This window comes from Citrobacter sp. SX206 (assembly GCF_024181025.1).
Classification (GTDB): domain Bacteria; phylum Pseudomonadota; class Gammaproteobacteria; order Enterobacterales; family Enterobacteriaceae; genus Citrobacter; species Citrobacter youngae.
On the sequence record NZ_CP049738.1, the window covers coordinates 4,539,735 to 4,557,023 of the forward strand.

The 17,289-nt window shown below is 54.2% G+C and carries 18 protein-coding genes; 5 read left to right on the plus strand and 13 right to left on the minus strand.

Translation table 11 applies throughout. The features are described from left to right. The first annotated feature begins 6 nt into the window (after positions 1-6). Positions 7-960 carry an HTH-type transcriptional regulator MetR gene (gene metR / locus G8S19_RS21870; protein WP_003017908.1) on the plus strand — a complete coding sequence of 318 codons (954 nt, stop codon included), beginning with the start codon at positions 7-9 and terminating at the stop codon, positions 958-960. Here metR and G8S19_RS21875 read toward each other — a convergent pair. The 3 genes from G8S19_RS21875 to pldB form a co-directional block, all read right to left on the minus strand. Beyond that, positions 848-1,747, minus strand: a complete 900-nt coding sequence (locus tag G8S19_RS21875) for a carboxylate/amino acid/amine transporter (protein ID WP_016157852.1) — start codon at positions 1,745-1,747, stop codon at positions 848-850. The two genes, metR and G8S19_RS21875, sit on opposite strands and share 113 nt — an antisense overlap. 75 nt (positions 1,748-1,822) lie before the next feature. Continuing rightward, positions 1,823-2,623 (minus strand): sugar/pyridoxal phosphate phosphatase YigL, encoded by an 801-nt coding sequence (gene yigL, locus G8S19_RS21880; RefSeq protein WP_048214085.1) that lies wholly within the window; start codon positions 2,621-2,623, stop codon positions 1,823-1,825. Positions 2,624-2,638: 15 nt separating this feature from the next. Then, on the minus strand, positions 2,639-3,655 hold the full coding sequence (gene pldB, locus G8S19_RS21885) for a lysophospholipase L2 (protein WP_124022114.1): 1,017 nt from the start codon (positions 3,653-3,655) through the stop codon (positions 2,639-2,641). 110 nt (positions 3,656-3,765) lie between these two features. On the opposite strand from pldB, the gene rhtB reads away from it, so the two are divergent. Together rhtB and G8S19_RS21895 are read left to right on the plus strand one after the other, a co-directional pair. After that, the gene (rhtB, locus tag G8S19_RS21890) at positions 3,766-4,386 is read left to right on the plus strand and encodes a homoserine/homoserine lactone efflux protein (protein ID WP_003828938.1); all 621 of its coding nucleotides are present in this window, start codon (positions 3,766-3,768) and stop codon (positions 4,384-4,386) included. A 162-nt stretch (positions 4,387-4,548) separates the two neighbouring features. Further along, on the plus strand, positions 4,549-5,421 hold the full coding sequence (locus G8S19_RS21895; protein WP_061066923.1) for an Rpn family recombination-promoting nuclease/putative transposase: 873 nt from the start codon (positions 4,549-4,551) through the stop codon (positions 5,419-5,421). A gap of 38 nt (positions 5,422-5,459) precedes the next feature. On the opposite strand, the gene rhtC is transcribed toward G8S19_RS21895, so the two are convergent. The 3 genes from rhtC to pldA all read right to left on the minus strand — a co-directional run bounded on the left by rhtC (position 5,460) and on the right by pldA (position 8,931). Further along, positions 5,460-6,080 (minus strand): threonine export protein RhtC, encoded by a 621-nt coding sequence (rhtC, locus tag G8S19_RS21900; protein WP_003828942.1) that lies wholly within the window; start codon positions 6,078-6,080, stop codon positions 5,460-5,462. A 63-nt stretch (positions 6,081-6,143) separates the two neighbouring features. Further along, positions 6,144-7,973: an ATP-dependent DNA helicase RecQ gene (recQ, locus tag G8S19_RS21905; RefSeq protein WP_253685879.1), complete on the minus strand. Its 1,830-nt coding sequence runs from the start codon at positions 7,971-7,973 to the stop codon at positions 6,144-6,146. Positions 7,974-8,061: 88 nt separating this feature from the next. Next, positions 8,062-8,931, minus strand: coding sequence for a phospholipase A (gene pldA, locus G8S19_RS21910; protein ID WP_003017916.1), 870 nt, complete (start codon positions 8,929-8,931; stop codon positions 8,062-8,064). A gap of 165 nt (positions 8,932-9,096) precedes the next feature. Between pldA and yigI the strand changes: the two genes are divergently transcribed. Both yigI and rarD read left to right on the plus strand, forming a co-directional pair. Next, positions 9,097-9,564, plus strand: a complete 468-nt coding sequence (gene yigI / locus G8S19_RS21915; RefSeq protein ID WP_003017917.1) for an acyl-CoA thioesterase YigI — start codon at positions 9,097-9,099, stop codon at positions 9,562-9,564. A gap of 51 nt (positions 9,565-9,615) precedes the next feature. Next, positions 9,616-10,509, plus strand: coding sequence for an EamA family transporter RarD (rarD, locus tag G8S19_RS21920; RefSeq protein WP_101743044.1), 894 nt, complete (start codon positions 9,616-9,618; stop codon positions 10,507-10,509). A gap of 73 nt (positions 10,510-10,582) precedes the next feature. On the opposite strand, the gene corA is transcribed toward rarD, so the two are convergent. From corA to dapF, 7 genes are all read right to left on the minus strand, one after another. Further along, positions 10,583-11,533: a magnesium/cobalt transporter CorA gene (corA, locus tag G8S19_RS21925; protein ID WP_003017920.1), complete on the minus strand. Its 951-nt coding sequence runs from the start codon at positions 11,531-11,533 to the stop codon at positions 10,583-10,585. A gap of 154 nt (positions 11,534-11,687) precedes the next feature. After that, positions 11,688-11,744, minus strand: a complete 57-nt coding sequence (gene ysgD, locus G8S19_RS21930; protein WP_212723238.1) for a YsgD/CorL family protein — start codon at positions 11,742-11,744, stop codon at positions 11,688-11,690. 148 nt (positions 11,745-11,892) lie between these two features. Beyond that, positions 11,893-14,055 (minus strand): DNA helicase II, encoded by a 2,163-nt coding sequence (gene uvrD / locus G8S19_RS21935; protein ID WP_115601240.1) that lies wholly within the window; start codon positions 14,053-14,055, stop codon positions 11,893-11,895. A 64-nt stretch (positions 14,056-14,119) separates the two neighbouring features. Then, positions 14,120-14,836 carry a 5-amino-6-(5-phospho-D-ribitylamino)uracil phosphatase YigB gene (yigB, locus tag G8S19_RS21940; RefSeq protein ID WP_101743043.1) on the minus strand — a complete coding sequence of 239 codons (717 nt, stop codon included), beginning with the start codon at positions 14,834-14,836 and terminating at the stop codon, positions 14,120-14,122. Then, positions 14,836-15,738, minus strand: a complete 903-nt coding sequence (gene xerC, locus G8S19_RS21945; RefSeq protein WP_048214078.1) for a tyrosine recombinase XerC — start codon at positions 15,736-15,738, stop codon at positions 14,836-14,838. The genes yigB and xerC overlap by 1 nt, the downstream gene beginning before the upstream one ends. After that, positions 15,735-16,442, minus strand: a complete 708-nt coding sequence (locus G8S19_RS21950; RefSeq protein ID WP_048214077.1) for a DUF484 domain-containing protein — start codon at positions 16,440-16,442, stop codon at positions 15,735-15,737. The genes xerC and G8S19_RS21950 overlap by 4 nt, the downstream gene beginning before the upstream one ends. After that, entirely contained in the window at positions 16,439-17,263 is an 825-nt protein-coding gene (gene dapF, locus G8S19_RS21955) for a diaminopimelate epimerase (protein WP_005133314.1), read from the minus strand. The genes G8S19_RS21950 and dapF overlap by 4 nt, the downstream gene beginning before the upstream one ends. Positions 17,264-17,289 lie beyond the last annotated feature (26 nt).

A 17,289-nucleotide genomic window follows, 5' to 3' on the forward strand; every position in this document is an offset into this window, starting at 1 on the left:
ACTTTCATGATCGAGATTAAACACCTGAAAACGCTCCAGGCGTTGCGGAATAGTGGTTCGCTGGCAGCCGCCGCGGCGACGTTGCATCAGACCCAATCCGCTCTTTCTCACCAGTTCAGCGATCTGGAGCAGCGCCTTGGCTTTCGACTTTTTATCCGCAAAAGCCAGCCTCTGCGCTTTACGCCGCAGGGAGAAATCCTGCTGCAGTTAGCCAATCAGGTGTTGCCGCAAATTGGTCGTGCGCTGCAGGCCTGCAACGAACCGCAGCAAACCCGACTGCGAATCGCAATTGAATGTCACAGTTGTATTCAATGGCTGACGCCCGCGCTGGAGAATTTTCGTGCCAACTGGCCGCAGGTGGAGATGGACTTTAAATCCGGCGTGACGTTCGATCCGCAACCGGCGCTACAGCAGGATGAGCTGGATCTGGTGTTAACCTCCGACATTCTGCCGCGCAGCGGACTGCACTACTCACCGATGTTCGATTTTGAAGTCCGCCTGGTACTGGCGCCGGATCACCCGTTAGCCAGCAAAACGCAAATTACGCCAGAAGATTTGGCCAGCGAGACACTGCTCATTTATCCGGTGCAACGGAGTCGACTGGATGTCTGGCGGCATTTCCTGCAGCCCGCGGGCGTGAGTCCGTCGCTGAAGAGCGTGGATAACACCCTGCTGCTGATTCAGATGGTTGCAGCCAGAATGGGTATCGCGGCGTTACCGCACTGGGTAGTGGAGAGTTTTGAACGCCAGGGTTTAGTAGTGACTAAAACCCTGGGTGATGGATTGTGGAGCCGACTGTACGCCGCCGTGCGTGATGGCGAGCAGCGACAGCCGGTCACAGAAGCGTTTATTCGCTCAGCGCGGAATCACGCCTGCGATCACCTGCCGTTTGTACGGAGTGCGGAACGACCCACTTTCGATGTACCCACAGTGAAGCCACTATCACAGCCGCACCAATGATGAAACTTGGCCAGTGAGGTTGTTGATGCCAGATAGCCAGGTTAACCAACAGCCCTGCCGGGACATGCATATTGTTCATGATGCCCAGCGTGCCCGCATCCACCTGGGTCGCGCCGTAGTTCCACATAAAGTAACCAATGCCGGACGCTGCCACGCCAAGAAAGACCAGAATTCCCCACTGTAGCGTGGTTGCAGGCATTTTCTGCGCATTGCCCAGCATGAACCAGGCCACTACAGCCACCATAAAGGCGCCCATATAAAACCAGGCAAAGGCGTTGTGCTGCGGCATTGGCCGCGTTTCCATCAGACGCTTATAGCCCACCATACCAATGGCAAAGCTGATATTGGACAACTGTACCAGCAGCAGACCGGTCCAGAAGTGGCTTGTCACCTGATCGTAACGAATGATCCCCGCGCCAATCACCGCCAGTAACGCACTGAAAGCGTAGCTCCAACGCAAACGGCGCCCGCTCATCAGGTCATAAATCAGCGTGATGTAGAGCGGCGTCAGCACGGTGAAAAGCAACAGCTCTGAAACCGTCAGATACAGGTAGGCGTGAAAACTCAGCATATACATAATGCCAAGCTGCATGGCCCCCACCAGCATATACAGCGCGATCGTTTTTACGCTGTGCCCGCGGGTGCGTAAAAAAGGCAGGAACACCAGCGCCGCAAGTCCAACGCGCACCAGCACTGCAAAATAGCTATCGACATGACCGGCAAGGTATTCGCCAAACAGGCTGAAGGAAAAGGCCCACAAAATAGTGGTAATGATGAGTAGCGCCACAATGGATGCCTCTTAGAACAGGGAACATCCATTGTAGCGGAGAGCTTAGTTGACAACTGGTCAACTAAAGAACAATCACTTTAAAAAGAGATCGCGCAGGTAGTGCGGCACGGCATCGTCGGCGTTGAGTCCGATGACTTCCAGCTCCGGATGCAGATCCTTCAGGCGCTGGTGGGCATTGCCCATGATGCAGCCTTTGCCCGCCATGGAGAGCATTTCCGCGTCGTTCATCCCGTCGCCAAAAGCGATACAGTCTTTCAGGCTATAGCCCATCGCTTTCGCTACCGCTTCCAGCGCATGACCTTTCGACACGCCGCCCGCCATGACTTCCAGACAGGTAAGCGTAGAGAAGCTGACATTGACGCGATCGCCCCAGCGAGCGTTAATCGCCTGTTCCAGCGGCAGCAACCTTTCGTGAGAATCAGTGGTGAAAAACACTTTGCTGACGCCATCCGGCTCCAGCAGCGCAGGTTCAAACAGTGAATAATTGAATACCGCCTCTTTAAAGAAACGCATTTCTTCCGGGCGGTGGCGGTTCATGAACCACTCATCATCGCGATAAACGTTGGTCACGATATCCGGGTTGGCATTCACTACACCAAACAGGTCGCTGGCAATGTCGCGATCCAGGTTATGGGAAAACACCAGATTCCCGTCAGAATCATGCACCCGCGCGCCGTTGGAGGTGATCATGTAGGTTTTAATGCCGAGGTTATCGCGAATTTGCCCCACATCAACATGATGACGACCGGTGGCAAACACGAAGTGAACACCGCGAGCCGTCAGTAGTTTTAGCGTCTCTTTGGCATAAGGGGACAAAGTATGGTCGGGAGAAAGCAGCGTACCGTCTAAATCAGACGCAACAACCTGATACATAAGAAAATTCAACCTCTAGGCAAAGCGGGTTCCGCTGGATGAGTTATGCTTGTCGAAAAATTCGACAATAGCGTTAAGCGCGACTGAGCGCATGGCGTCCTTTTCAAAAAGGATCTCATGGTACGCGCCTTTTATGACAAGCGGCTGACCTCCTTCTACCGGATGGCCTGCTGCAGCGCGGAGTTCACAAAAACGATCGTGCATGCGGTTATCCACTACACGCTCTTCTTCGGCCTGAATCAGCAGCGTCGGCGTCGCGTCGTCTCCCGCGCCAGCCAGAACCTGTTCGCCCGCCTGAATGCCTTCACGCACCCAGTGATAGGTAGGGCCACCCACACGTAACCGCGGATCATCTGCGTAGAAGCGTAGGTTACGCCGATAGCGCTGTCGACTATGGGTAAGCGCATTCATACCGAATGGCAGCGCCCGCCAGCGACCGGTTCCCATCGCATAGCCTTCACGGATGCGCGGATGCCCTTCAGCCCAGTCAAGAATGTGGCGCACCATCCAGTCGGGAAAGCGCATCACAATACCAAACATCGGCGCGCAAAGCGCGATGGCATCACACTGATTCGGGTGGCGCTGCAGGAACAATGTGGCAATCGCTCCGCCCATAGAATGCGCCAGTATATAGCGTTTTCTCCACGGACCGGGTAGCACTTCCTGCTGCCAGAAGGCGGTTAAATCGTCAACATAGTCATTAAAGTTATCGACATGCCCGCGATGCGGATCCGAAAGCATTCGCCCGGAACGCCCCTGGCCACGGTGATCGATAATGAGCACGTCAAAACCAGAATGAAACAGGTCATACGCCAGTTCAGCGTATTTCACGTAGCTTTCTATGCGTCCAGGACAGACGACGATGACGCGATCATTTTTTTCTGCATGAAAACGCACAAAATGTACGGGGATATTATCCACACCCGTAAATTCCGCTTCTTCCCGCTGACGCCAGAAATCTGTCAGTGGCCCCATGGAAAAAGCAGCAAACGCGTTTTCTCTTGTTTCCCAGTCTTTTTGCTGCTGAAACATCGGGTATCCAGCCTCGCTGACCAAGTAAAATCGTTTTTTTCGCCGTCGCTGACACAACCTAACGGCAGTAGCGTATTGTGGCATAAAAATAGACAATCCGGGAGTTTCTCATGACCTTTGAATGGTGGTTCGCCTACCTGCTGACCTCTATTATTTTGAGCTTGTCTCCAGGCTCTGGCGCAATCAACACTATGACCACCGCCATCAGCCATGGTTATCGCGGTGCCAGCGCGTCGATTGCGGGTTTACAGACCGGGCTGGGCATTCATATCGTTTTGGTAGGCGTGGGGCTGGGAACGCTATTTTCACGTTCGGTGATCGCGTTTGAGGTGCTGAAGTGGGCGGGAGCGGCCTATCTGATTTGGCTGGGTATTCAACAATGGCGCGCGGCGGGTGCTATCGATCTGAACACCATGGCGAATACACAATCGCGCAGCCGCCTGTTCAAACGCGCGGTCTTTGTGAATCTGACCAACCCCAAGAGCATTGTTTTTCTTGCCGCCCTGTTCCCGCAGTTTATCCTGCCGCAGGAACCGCAACTGATGCAGTACGTGGTGCTTGGCGTTACGACCATCGTGGTCGATATCATTGTGATGATCGGTTACGCGACGCTGGCCACGCGCATTGCTGGCTGGATTAAAGGGCCAAAGCAAATGAAGGCGCTGAACAAAGTGTTCGGCTCGCTGTTTATGCTGATAGGCGCCCTGCTGGCATCGGCAAGGCATGCCTAGCAAATGGAACGGCACTCGCAAAGAAATGCTAACAGTATGAGCGTCTGAATATGACTTTCCGTACTTAGCCGCAAAGGAGGAAAAGTCTTTTATTCTGCGCTGTTAGGTGTTGAATACCAGAGTCAGAATGCCGCCACTCTCACTTCTCACGGATGATGGACGATGGCGGAAGCAACGACACCCCATGACGCAGTATTTAAGACCTTCCTCTCCCGCGTGGAAACCGCGCGGGACTTTATTGAACTTCATCTTCCGCCTTCGTTAATTAAAATCTGCAAACTGGAAACGCTCCGTCTGGAATCAGGCAGTTTTGTGGAGGACGATCTGCGCCCCTATTTCAGCGATATTCTCTACTCACTGGAAACCACCAGCGGGCATGGCTATGTACATGTGCTCATCGAGCATCAAAGCTCACCTGACAAGCATATGTCATTTCGCCTGATGCGCTACGCTATCGCAGCGATGCAGCGTCATCTTGAGGCTGGAAACGACACTCTACCGCTGGTGATTCCAGTGCTCTTTTACCATGGCAAGCAAAGCCCATGGCAAGGCTCAATGAACTGGCTGGATCACTTTGAGGATTCGGGAACCGCCCTTCAACTTTACAGCACACCATTTCCGTTGGTGGATGTGACGGTTATTCCAGATGATGAAATCATGCAGCATCGCAGTATGGCGGCGCTGACATTAGTGCAAAAGCATATTCGCCAGCGCGACATGGCACAGCTGCTGGATAAACTTACCCGCCTGTTTATGCTGGAGAAGATGAGCGGACAACAAATAACCGTGCTGGTAAACTACATGGTGCAAGCAGGGAATACACAAGATGTTCAGACATTACTGTATAAGCTGGCACAGCGTGTGCCGCAGCATGGAGACAAACTGATGACAATGGCGGATCAACTACGTGAAGAGGGCAAACGCATTGCCCTCACTGATGTAGCAAAAGCAATGCTCAAGCGAGGTCTGGATACCGATGCGATTATGGAAATGACCGGCCTTTCGAAGGATGAATTACAGAAGCTTGCGCAATAAACCGTACTCCGCCTGGGGCTCCCAGGCGGGTAACAAACTTAGCGCGAAATAATCAGGTGGATGCCGAAACCCGCGAACAGCGCGCCAGCAAAACCATCAATCCACTTCGCCAGACGCTGATAGCCACGACGCATTTTCGGCAGCGCAAACAGGCTGGCAACTACGGTAAACCACGCCAGGGTTTCCACGATGATCAGAGCAAAAATCCCCCAACGCGCGCCCGTTCCCACGTTATCGCCAACGAACAATGAGAAGACGGAGCCAAAATAGATAATGGCTTTAGGGTTCGCCAGATTGGTCAGCAGACCTTTCAAAAAGCTGCGCCCGCTCTGCGCCAGCTCCACCTGCGGAGTGGGAGCCGCAACATCCTGTTTTTTAAACGCGCCGCGCAGCATCTGGTAGCCCATCCAGCACAGATACAGACCCCCACCGACCATAATAATGGTGTGCAGCCAGGCCATTTTTTCGATAATCAGATGCAGGCCGAGCAGTGCCACGCCAGCCCAGACCATGACGCCACAGGTAATACCCAGCACGCCCATCATCGCTTCTTTGCGCGAACGGCTAACCGCAGTTTGAGAAACAAAAAAGAAATCGGGACCGGGACTCATCAGCGCAACGATGTGCACCAACGCAACGGTGAAAAATAGCGTTAACATAAAAATGACTCGCGGGGGAATAGTTCAGTGAGTCACCATCCTGGCACTTTTTTGCCCGGCTGACTACTCTTCGTCGTCACCATCAACGTGTGCGCGAATAAGCGCCATAAACTCTTTACCGAAACGCTCAAGTTTACGCATCCCCACACCGTTGACGCTCAGCATTTCGCTCGGTGAAACTGGCATCTGCTCCGCCATTTCAATCAGCGTGGCGTCGTTGAACACCACGTACGGCGGGATGTTCTCTTCATCGGCAATAGCTTTACGCAGCTTACGCAATTTGGCGAACAGTTTGCGGTCATAGTTGCCGCCGAAGGATTTCTGCATCGCGCGCGGTTTCAGCGCCACAATACGCGGTACCGCAAGCTGTAGTAGAACTTCACCGCGCAGCACCGGACGCGCGGCTTCGGTTAACTGTAACGCGGAGTGATGAGCAATATTCTGCGTCACCAGGCCCAGGTGAATAAGCTGGCGAATAACGCTCACCCAGTGTTCGTGGCTTTGCTCACGACCAATGCCGTAGACCGGCAGTTTGTCATGAGCCAGTTCGCGAATACGCTGATTATTCGCTCCGCGCAGCACTTCCACGACGTACCCCATGCCGAAGCGTTGGTTAACACGGTAAATCGTCGACAGCGCTTTGCGCGCATCCATGAGTCCGTCGTACTGTTTTGGCGGATCGAGGCAGATGTCGCAGTTACCGCAAGGCTCCTGACGCCCTTCGCCAAAATAATTCAGCAGCACCAGGCGACGACAGGTTTGCGCCTCGGCAAACGCCCCCATCGCATTGAGCTTATGGCGCTCGATATCCAGCAGTTGCCCAGCGGGTTTCTCTTCGAGGCAACGGCGTAGCCATGCCATATCTGCCGGATCGTAAAACAGCATTGCTTCCGCAGGCAGGCCGTCACGCCCGGCGCGGCCGGTTTCCTGGTAATAGGATTCGATATTGCGCGGAATGTCGAAATGCACCACGAAGCGTACGTTAGGTTTGTTGATCCCCATACCGAACGCCACGGTCGCCACCACGATTTGCAGGTCGTCGCGCTGGAATTTCTCCTGCACCTCGGCGCGTACGGCATTTTCCAGCCCGGCATGATAAGCCCCGGCGCTGATGCCACGGCTTTGCAGACGCGCGGCGGTGTCCTCGACTTTAGCGCGACTGTTACAGTAGATAATGCCAGACTTACCGCGCTGCTCTTGCACGTAGCGCATCAGTTGATCGAGCGGCTTAAACTTCTCCATCAACATGTAGCGAATGTTCGGGCGGTCAAAGCTGCTGATCTGAATTAACGGGTCGTTGAGTCCCAGCAGACGCACAATGTCCAGCCGGGTTGTCTCATCCGCGGTCGCGGTCAGCGCCACAAACGGCAGGGTTGGGAAACGTTGGCGCAACTGGCCCAGCGCCGCGTATTCGGGGCGGAAATCATGCCCCCACTGCGAAATACAGTGCGCTTCATCAACCGCCAGCAGCACCGGATTCCAGTGCGCCAGATGCTCAAGGAAGTTATCCAGCATCAGGCGTTCGGGCGCAATGTACAGTAAGCGAATCTGTCCTGTACGACAGCCTGCCATCACCTCAAGCTGCTGCTCACGACTTTGAGTAGAGTTAAGGCACGCCGCCGCCACGCCGTTGGCCAGCAGTTGATCGACCTGATCCTTCATCAAGGAAATCAGCGGAGAAACAACAACGGTGAGTCCGTTTAGCAATAATGCGGGAATTTGATAGCACAGGGATTTACCGCCGCCGGTCGGCATAACGACCAGGCAGTCGCGACCAGAGAGCACGGTATCAATGATTTCTTCCTGACCAGGGCGAAACTGTTGGTAGCCAAAGGTTTCTTGCAAAACCTGTTTAGCGCCCATTTCCAGATTCAACACTTCCGCCTGCGCCACATTAACCCCATTAGCCTGAAATAAAAACAGGCGCTATTTTCAGCGCCTGAGAGAGAAACTGCAATGATTAAAATACTCTCAATACTTATCAGAAGATATCGTTGAGCATCACGCCCACACCAACACGGGTCTGATTGAAGTTATAGTCAATCAGCGATTCGCCGTAACCGCTGTAAACCTGGGTGTAAAGACGTACATGCTTCGTAATGGGGTAACTGACACCCAACTCAGCGCCGCCGTAACCGGTATTCCAGTTGTACTGACCTTTCGCACTTAAGACGGCGTCACCGAGGTGATAACCCAGTTTGAGCTGATAGTAGCCCATATATTTTGTGATATCCGGGTTATCATCAGTGCTGCCAATGACGTACCACGGCTTAACTTCCACCAGCCAGTTACCGTTTTCAGCCATCAGACGAGTATAAAGACGGTTCCAGCTACGTGAAGTGGGATCGGAGCGACCGTTGGAGTCATGGTTATAACCCATTTCGACATCACGAAGCGTCCAACCGGCAAAGCGGTAGTCGGTGGCGAAACCGAGGAACAATTGCGGTTCGTAGTTGGTTTCGCGAAACGGTGAAGACTCTTCACTGTTAGAAAGCTGCCACCAGGACTTCTGGGTATAGGAGCCGCCGAGTACCGAATTTGGGCCTAATATCCCGCGCCAGAGCGGAAACGCCAGGCTTAGCTGAAACTTAACCTCATCTTTGCGCGCATTTTCGGACCAGCTATAGCTGCTGATCGCCTCTTTGTTCATGTCACTGGTATTGGTGTAGATAAGATAGTTAGTGTCATAAGGATAAAGCGTGAAAGGGTTGTCATGTTCCTGCAGCATGTTGGCGATAATACTGCCACGAACCGCCGGTGCATCATGAATCTCTTTCACTGTCGCTTCCTGCGCATACGCGGTCAACGGCAGCATGACTGCTGGTAGTAACCATCCCAGAATCGCCCGCATCAGTACTGTTCTCCTGAACCAAAATATTGATGAATTGTATAATTATCTGGCAAGTATTCTACATACTTAGCGAGTTCCTCGTTAGTTATCCCGTCCTAAAGTAGAAAACAACAAATAATAAGCATAATATCAACATTTCATTAACCATTAGGATGTAGGGATCATATGTCTGCCGTACTTACTGCTGAGGAAGCGCTGAAGTTAGTGGGTGAAATGTTTGTCTATCATATGCCGTTTAACCGGGCGCTGGGACTGGAGCTTGAACGCTATGAGAAAGAATTTGCTCAATTAGCCTTTAATAACCAACCGATGATGGTCGGCAACTGGGCGCAAAGCATTTTGCATGGCGGCGTGATCGCCTCGGCGCTGGACGTCGCCGCCGGACTGGTGTGCGTTGGGAGTACGCTGACTCGCCATGAAACGATCAGCGAAGACGAACTGCGTCAGCGGATGTCACGCATGGGAACCATCGATTTGCGCGTTGATTACCTGCGCCCTGGTAGAGGGAACCGCTTTACCGCCACCAGCAGCCTGCTGCGGGCGGGTAATAAAGTCGCCGTTGCACGCGTGGAACTGCATAACGAAGAACAGCTTTATATTGCCAGCGCAACCGCCACTTATATGGTGGGGTAAGCAGCCAAAAAAAGGTAAACTGCTGTTACATTTCTGCAATGAGTTTTCCCGATGGATGCTAAACAAACGCGGCAGGGCGTGTTACTCGCTCTTGCTGCTTATTTTATTTGGGGTATCGCTCCTGCCTACTTCAAGCTGATTTACTATGTCCCGGCAGATGAGATCCTGACGCACCGCGTCATCTGGTCATTTTTCTTTATGGTGGTACTGATGAGCATCAGCCGCCAGTGGTCGGGTGTCAAAACGCTGCTACAAACGCCAAAGAAGATCTTCCTGCTGGCGCTCTCTGCAGTGCTCATCGGCGGAAACTGGCTGCTGTTCATTTGGGCAGTCAATAATCACCATATGCTGGAAGCCAGCCTCGGCTATTTTATTAACCCACTGGTGAATATTGTGCTGGGAATGCTTTTCCTCGGCGAACGCTTTCGTCGCATGCAGTGGCTGGCGGTACTGTTAGCCGCCTGTGGCGTACTGGTACAGCTGTGGACCTTTGGATCGCTGCCAATAATCGCGCTAGGACTGGCGTTCAGCTTTGCTTTCTATGGTCTGGTGCGCAAGAAGATTGCGGTCGAAGCACAAACCGGCATGCTGATCGAAACCCTGTGGCTTTTACCCGTTGCAGCCATCTATCTGTTTGGTATTGCGGACAGCCCAACCAGCCATATGGGGCAAAACCCGATGTCGCTCAATCTGCTGCTGATTGCTGCGGGTGTCGTGACCACCATTCCGCTGCTGTGCTTTACCGGCGCGGCAACCCGCCTGCGTCTGTCGACGCTGGGTTTCTTCCAGTATATCGGACCTACGCTGATGTTCCTGCTGGCCGTCACCTTCTACGGTGAAGTCCCAGGAACGGATAAAATGGTCACATTTGCGTTTATCTGGGTCGCGCTGGCGATTTTCGTGATGGATGCGATTTATACGCAACGACGGGTACGTCGGAGCTAGGGCATTGCCGGATGGCGCTTCGCTTATCCGGCCTACAAAAGCACATCGCCGTAGGCCGGATAAGTCACCGCTATTACAGCCAGTTCTTGCGCTTAAAGTACAGATACGGCGCCAGACCGGCGAGCATCATAAAGACAATCGCCCCAGGATAACCGAAGCTCCAGTGCAGTTCCGGCATGAATTCAAAGTTCATCCCGTAGCTTGAAGCCACCAGCGTCGGCGGCAGGAACACCACGGAGACCACCGAGAAGATCTTGATGATGCGGTTCTGCTCGATGTTGATAAAACCCATCGCCGCCTGCATCAGGAAGTTAACCTTCTGGAACAGCGATTCATTGTGCGGCAGCAGAGATTCGATATCGCGCAGGATCTCACGCGCCTGCTCCAGCTGACTGCCCGGCAACCGCGCTTTACGCACCAGGAAATTCAGTGCGCGCTGGGTATCCATCAGACACAGACGTACCTTCCAGCCGATATCTTCCAGTTCCGCCAGCGTCGACAGCGCTTCGTCATATTCATCGCCCTGACGCCCTTCCATGATCACACGGCTGAGTTTTTCCAGGTCGCTGTAGATGTTTTCGATCTCATCCGCCAGCTGTTCAATTTTGGTTTCGAACAGGTCGAGCAACAGCTCGTAGGCATTGCCATCCACCATCGCCTGGTTACGCGCACGCATGCGGTACAGGCGAAAGGCCGGCAATTCGCGCTCGCGCAGGGTAAACAGACGGCCTTCGCGAATAGTAAATGCGACGGTTGAGTTACCCGCGTGATCGTCGGCGTCTTCATAAAAGAAGAAGGAGTGAATGTGCAGACCGTCTTCGTCTTCAAAAAAACGCGCGGATGCTTCGATGTCTTCCAGTTCAGGGCGCGTAGCCAGATTCTGGCCCAAGTCCTTTTGCACACGGTTTCGTTCTTCGTCATCCGGCTCGACTAAATCGACCCAAACCGAACTGGCCAGGTGCTCGATCTCGTCTGCCTCAAGGCGAGTTAAACGATTGTTTTCCAGTTGAAATGCGCTCAGCATGACCGGGACTCCCAATGCAAAAAATTATCGGACAGTTCGGAGGGCACACAGAAACAAATTGGGTTTCAGACCATTAAACAGCCTGACTCAGCGCGACGGGAAAAAACAGAAGGTCGCTGACAACCGCGAAGGCTATCAGCAAAAAGGGATAGCCTTAGGAGTTGATCCTGGATGACAGGATAATGAGCCAGTATCTACTGGGTGTGTCCAAGGCGAATGTCCTCTTAGCGTAATCGTGCGCGCATGTTACGCCAGCAAAATTTTGACGTCAACACGCAACGAAACGCTAGCCTGGATAAATTACCTGCTCATCAGTAAGGCTAGCAGATCGTTACAAAATAATGATATTTTTCTGAAAGTTATACCGTTTCCAGTCGGGCATAGGCCGCCACCAGCCATTTGATCCCCTGCCCCTGGAACGCAACCTGCAAACGACTGTGCTCGCCGCTGCCTTCCAGATTGACAATGGTGCCCTCGCCAAACTTGGCATGGCGCACCCGCTGGCCAAGCTTATAGCCGGTATCATTTTCCGCCATTGGCGTGCCCATTCGCTGATGGCTCACCGGACGGCTGACCGTGGCGCGCAGACGTACCTCTTCAACACACGTTTCCGGCAGTTCACCAATAAAGCGCGACGGGCGATGGTAAACCTCTTTGCCGTACAGACGACGCGTTTCGGCGTAGGTCAGCGTCAGCTTTTGCATTGCGCGGGTCACGCCGACGTAGGCAAGGCGGCGTTCCTCTTCGAGACGTCCGCCTTCGTCCAGCGACATCTGGCTGGGGAACATGCCTTCTTCCATGCCGACGATAAACACCTGCGGGAACTCCAGACCTTTCGCCGAGTGCAGGGTCATCAGCTGAACCGCATCCTGCCAGGTATCCGCCTGCCCTTCGCCCGCTTCCAGCGCGGCGTGAGACAGGAATGCCTGCAGCGGCATTAAGTCTTCATCTTCTTCGTTGTAGCTGAACTGGCGCGTTGCCGTCACCAGTTCGTCTAAGTTTTCGATACGCGTCTGGCCCTTCTCGCCTTTTTCCTGCTCGTACATCATGCGCAGCCCGGAGTCTTTAATCACCCGGTCAGTTTGCACGTGCAGCGGCATATCGGCGGTCTCCTGGGCCAGTGCGTCAATCAGCTCCATAAAACGCTGTAAGGCGCTGGCGGCGCGACCCGCAAGGGCTTTTTCCTGCAACAGTTCACGACAGGCCTGCCACAGCGTTAGCTGGCGGTCACGGGAGGTCTGACGCACCACATCTAAAGTACGATCACCAATCCCGCGGGTCGGTGTATTCACCACGCGCTCAAATGCGGCGTCGTCATTGCGATTAGCGATCAGGCGCAGGTAAGAGAGTGCATCTTTGATTTCCTGGCGTTCGAAGAAGCGCATCCCGCCATAAATCCGATACGGCATGCTGGCCTGTAACAACGCCTCTTCCAGTACGCGCGACTGGGCGTTGCTGCGATAAAGAATAGCGCATTGCTCCAGCGCACCACCGTTGTCCTGCCAGGTCTTGATGCGGTTAACGACAAAGCGCGCTTCATCGAGCTCGTTGAACGCGCAGTACAGCGAGATCGGTTCACCGTCGACGCCGTCGGTCCACAGCTTTTTACCCAGACGTCCGTTGTTGTTCTCAATCAGGGCGTTAGCTGCGCTGAGGATATTGTTGGTCGAGCGGTAATTCTGCTCGAGGCGAATGGTTTCTGCGCCCGGGAAATCGGTGAGGAAGCGCTGGATGTTTTCCACCTGCGCCCCGCGCCAGCCGTAGATCGACTGGTCGTCATCACCCACGATCATCACTTTACCGGTATCGCCCGCCAGCAGGCGGATCCAGGCGTATTGAATGTTGTTGGTGTCCTGGAATTCGTCCACCAGGATATTGGTAAAGCGTTCGCGATAGTGCTGCAGGATATGCGGTTTGTTGAGCCACAGTTCATGGGCGCGCAGCAGCAGCTCGGCGAAATCCACCAACCCGGCGCGGTCACACGCTTCCTGATAGGCTTGATAAACCTTCTGCCAGGTTTGTTCAACCGGGTTACCGTAGCTTTGCAGGTGGTGCGGACGCAGCCCTTCGTCTTTCTGGCTATTGATAAACCACATCGCCTGACGCGGCGGCCACTGCTTCTCATCCAGGTTCATCGCCTTGATCAGGCGCTTGAGCAGACGCAATTGGTCTTCGCTGTCGAGGATCTGGAAATCCTGCGGCAGGTTGGCATCCATATGGTGCGCGCGCAGCAGACGGTGCGCCAGACCGTGGAACGTACCCACCCACATACCGCCCTGGCTGGTTCCCATGATCTGACCAATACGGTGGCGCATTTCCGCCGCCGCTTTGTTGGTAAAGGTTACCGCCATAATTGAGTACGGCGAGTTGTTCTCTACCGTCAGTAACCAGGCGATACGGTGCACAAGCACGCGCGTTTTACCACTCCCCGCGCCTGCCAGAACCAACATGTTGCTGCGTGGCGCGGCCACAGCCTGGCGCTGTTCGTCATTGAGGCTATCGAGCAGGTAAGAAACGTCCATTGGCACCGCCGGAAAAAAAAGAGTCCCAGAAATACACTGGGAATTTATACAGAGTTGCTGATGATTATATCAGCGAGGTCAGAGATGCCAACTGTGAAATTTCGATATGCGGCAGCAAACGACTGTCTGCGGTGTGCATCAGGTCGGCATTTTCCGGTTTGATCCAGCAGGCCTGCATACCACAACGGATGGCGCCCGCGACGTCTGTCGTCAGGTCATCACCCACATGCAGGATCTCACCCACAGGCATGTTCAGTTTTTTCGCCGCCAGCGCGTACATGTCGCTGAACGGTTTTGATCGTCCGTCGGGACCGGCGCGCAGCACAAACTCAAAGTAATCACCCAGGCCAAACAGTTCCGGCTGCGCGTTACCGTTGGTAATCGCCACCAGCGGCCATTTGCGGGCCAGCGCTTTCAGCGTGTCATGCGTCGTCTGCGGGACTTCAATGCGGCTACGCCATTTGGCAAAATTCATCATCGCCGCATTCGCCCCCATTCTGGCTTCTGCCGCTGACAAACCCGCTTCCAGCATAGCGCGCTCTACGGCACGGTGACGCCATTGGGTAACATCGTGGTAGATTTCCGGCTCGGCGTCGCGAACGGCCTGACGTAAGCGCTGGAGGTCGCTATTTTGCAGCGAACTCAGCGCCGGATGGTAATTCTGTACAAACGCGAGCGCTTCCTGCTCGGTGCGTGTGATAACGGGACGGTTATCGTAAAGAGTGTCATCAAGGTCAAAGGTGAGCGCAGAAATGCGCCCCAAAGGCCGGTAAAAACGCATTATTTCCCCCGTTTGGCGCGCGGATGCGCCGCATCGTACACTGAAGCCAGGTGTTGAAAATCAAGATGGGTATAGATTTGGGTTGTGGAGAGATTGGCATGACCCAATAACTCCTGCACTCCGCGCAGATCGCCGCTCGACTCCAGCATATGCGTCGCAAAGGAGTGGCGTAGTTTGTGGGGATGTACGTGGCTGTTCAGCCCCTGCTTGATACCCCATTCAGCAAAGCGTTTCTGCACGTTCCGCGCAGAGATGCGTTTGCCCAGTTTTGACAGAAATAGCGCATCGTCATCGCTGCCAAATAGCCCGCGCAGATCCAGCCAGTGCTCAATCCACGCCACCGCATTGCGGCCAATCGGCAGGCGGCGCTCTTTACTGCCCTTGCCCATCACCCACACTTCGCCGGTGTCGAGATCGAGATGTTTAATATCCAGCCCAACCAGTTCAGATAAACGCAGCCCGGCACCGTACATCACTTCCAGCATCGCACGGTCGCGCACGGCGAGGGGATCGTTGAGATCGATATCCAGCAGGCGATTAACGTCGTCGACGTCGATATTTTTGGGTAAATGGCGCGGCGCTTTGGGTGCGGAAACGCTTTTTGCCGGATTGGCGTTCAGCTCGCCCTGACTGACCATCCAGTCGAAGAAACTGCGCAGCGCAGACAGGCGCAAAGCCAGGCTCGCCGGTCCCAACCCTTTACGGCGACTGCGCACGGCAAAACTACGAACCATGAGCGCATCACACTGCTGCCAGCTTTGCAGACCGGTTTCACCGGCTAACGCGATGATGGCATCAAGCTGACGCTGATAATTAAGCAAGGTGATCGGGCTAAGCTGGCGCTCAACGCCCAGATAGCGCAAAAAGCGCGCCACATCCTGAGAAAGGGGTGAATCGGTCATACGCGTTCAATCCAGCGCTCCAGCAGCTCCGGCAACATCAGCGAGATTTCCTGCAGCAATTGCGTGCCTTGCCCCTGCTGGTAATGATTAACATCACGACTGCTGAACAGCATCACGCCAAGGGATCCATCCTGCCCGAGCATCGACATCGCGACTGAGCCTATGGCTTTCGCCTCCGGCATCATCACCAGCAATTCCGGACCATTAAGCGGCCCAAGATAGTGCTGCGACTGACCCAAACGCTGGATACGCAACGGTTCAAAAGCCTGACGGCTTAATGCCAGATGGGTGAATTTTGAGGGCGCGCCAAGTCGCCAGCGATCCGGGAACAAACGAATCGTCGCTCCCGCCAGCCCTAACTCACGCGCCCAGCGATGAAATCGCATCAGCATGTCGTCGAGACTGTTCGCGGACACCAGTCGTCCTTGCAGATTTAACAGTCGATAGAACAGGCTTTCGTTGGCATTCGCTTGTTCCATCAACAGCGCCATGTTCTCTTCCAGCACGTTAATATGATTACGTGCCCGAGCCATATGCCATTCAACTAAAGAGACCGTGCCCCGCACCGGGTGCGGGACGCGCATCGCTTCAACCGCTTGAGCATTACGGATAAAAAACTCAGGATTACGTTGCAGATAATCGACGACCGCCCGGTCGTCCAGTTCCATGAGCGTTTCCTGTAGTTCTTCCCCTGGTTGCTTCATAAGTGAATAAATCCGTCGTAGACATGTGCCGCCGGGCCAGTCATATATAACGGATGACCCGGGCCTTTCCAGGCGATATCAAGTCGACCGCCCGGTAATTCCACCCTCACTTCATCTGCCAGCAGACCCTGCTGAATACCAACCGCAACAGCGGCGCACGCCCCGCTGCCGCAGGCCTGCGTTTCACCCGCCCCGCGCTCATAAACACGCAGTCGAATATGCTCACGCTTGACCACTTGCATGAAGCCGATATTGGCGCGTTCAGGGAAGCGCTCGTGACTTTCCAGAACCGGTCCCAGTGTTTCTACCGTGGCCGTATCAACATCATCAACCTGAATCACGCAGTGCGGATTCCCCATTGAAACTACGCCGCACAATACTGTCTGCTCGGCCACTCGCATAATATAGGTCTTCTCTGCTTTATTGGCACGAAAAGGGACCTGCGAGGGTTCAAAGTTGGGTTCACCCATGTTGACCCGCACCAGCTCATCATCCGTTACGCTTAATACCATCCGGCCATTCGCAGTACTGACGCGAATATCGCGCTTATTGGTCAGCCCTTTCAGGCGAACAAAGCGGGCAAAACAGCGGGCGCCATTGCCACACTGTGACACTTCACTGCCGTCGGCATTAAAAATACGGTAGTGGAAATCCAGCTCCGGATCGTACGGAGGCTCAACCACCAGCAGTTGATCAAATCCAACGCCGAGATGTCTGTCGGCCAGGCGGCGGATCAGCTCGGGTGAGAAAAAGACATTCTGCGTTACCGCGTCGACGACCATAAAATCGTTGCCAAGGCCATGCATTTTAGAGAATTGCATTGTTTACTCCGTTCACGCGGGTACAG

What these genes read in the sequence shown, in the direction of transcription:
- metR (WP_003017908.1), top strand. Translation starts at nt 7, where the DNA reads ATGATCGAGATTAAACACCTGAAAACGCTCCAGGCGTTGCGGAATAGT.
- yigL (WP_048214085.1), bottom strand. Translation starts at nt 2,623, where the DNA reads ATGTATCAGGTTGTTGCGTCTGATTTAGACGGTACGCTGCTTTCTCCC.
- pldB (WP_124022114.1), bottom strand. Translation starts at nt 3,655, where the DNA reads ATGTTTCAGCAGCAAAAAGACTGGGAAACAAGAGAAAACGCGTTTGCT.
- rhtB (WP_003828938.1), top strand. Translation starts at nt 3,766, where the DNA reads ATGACCTTTGAATGGTGGTTCGCCTACCTGCTGACCTCTATTATTTTG.
- G8S19_RS21895 (WP_061066923.1), top strand. Translation starts at nt 4,549, where the DNA reads ATGGCGGAAGCAACGACACCCCATGACGCAGTATTTAAGACCTTCCTC.
- rhtC (WP_003828942.1), bottom strand. Translation starts at nt 6,080, where the DNA reads ATGTTAACGCTATTTTTCACCGTTGCGTTGGTGCACATCGTTGCGCTG.
- pldA (WP_003017916.1), bottom strand. Translation starts at nt 8,931, where the DNA reads ATGCGGGCGATTCTGGGATGGTTACTACCAGCAGTCATGCTGCCGTTG.
- yigI (WP_003017917.1), top strand. Translation starts at nt 9,097, where the DNA reads ATGTCTGCCGTACTTACTGCTGAGGAAGCGCTGAAGTTAGTGGGTGAA.
- rarD (WP_101743044.1), top strand. Translation starts at nt 9,616, where the DNA reads ATGGATGCTAAACAAACGCGGCAGGGCGTGTTACTCGCTCTTGCTGCT.
- corA (WP_003017920.1), bottom strand. Translation starts at nt 11,533, where the DNA reads ATGCTGAGCGCATTTCAACTGGAAAACAATCGTTTAACTCGCCTTGAG.
- uvrD (WP_115601240.1), bottom strand. Translation starts at nt 14,055, where the DNA reads ATGGACGTTTCTTACCTGCTCGATAGCCTCAATGACGAACAGCGCCAG.
- yigB (WP_101743043.1), bottom strand. Translation starts at nt 14,836, where the DNA reads ATGCGTTTTTACCGGCCTTTGGGGCGCATTTCTGCGCTCACCTTTGAC.
- xerC (WP_048214078.1), bottom strand. Translation starts at nt 15,738, where the DNA reads ATGACCGATTCACCCCTTTCTCAGGATGTGGCGCGCTTTTTGCGCTAT.
- G8S19_RS21950 (WP_048214077.1), bottom strand. Translation starts at nt 16,442, where the DNA reads ATGAAGCAACCAGGGGAAGAACTACAGGAAACGCTCATGGAACTGGAC.
- dapF (WP_005133314.1), bottom strand. Translation starts at nt 17,263, where the DNA reads ATGCAATTCTCTAAAATGCATGGCCTTGGCAACGATTTTATGGTCGTC.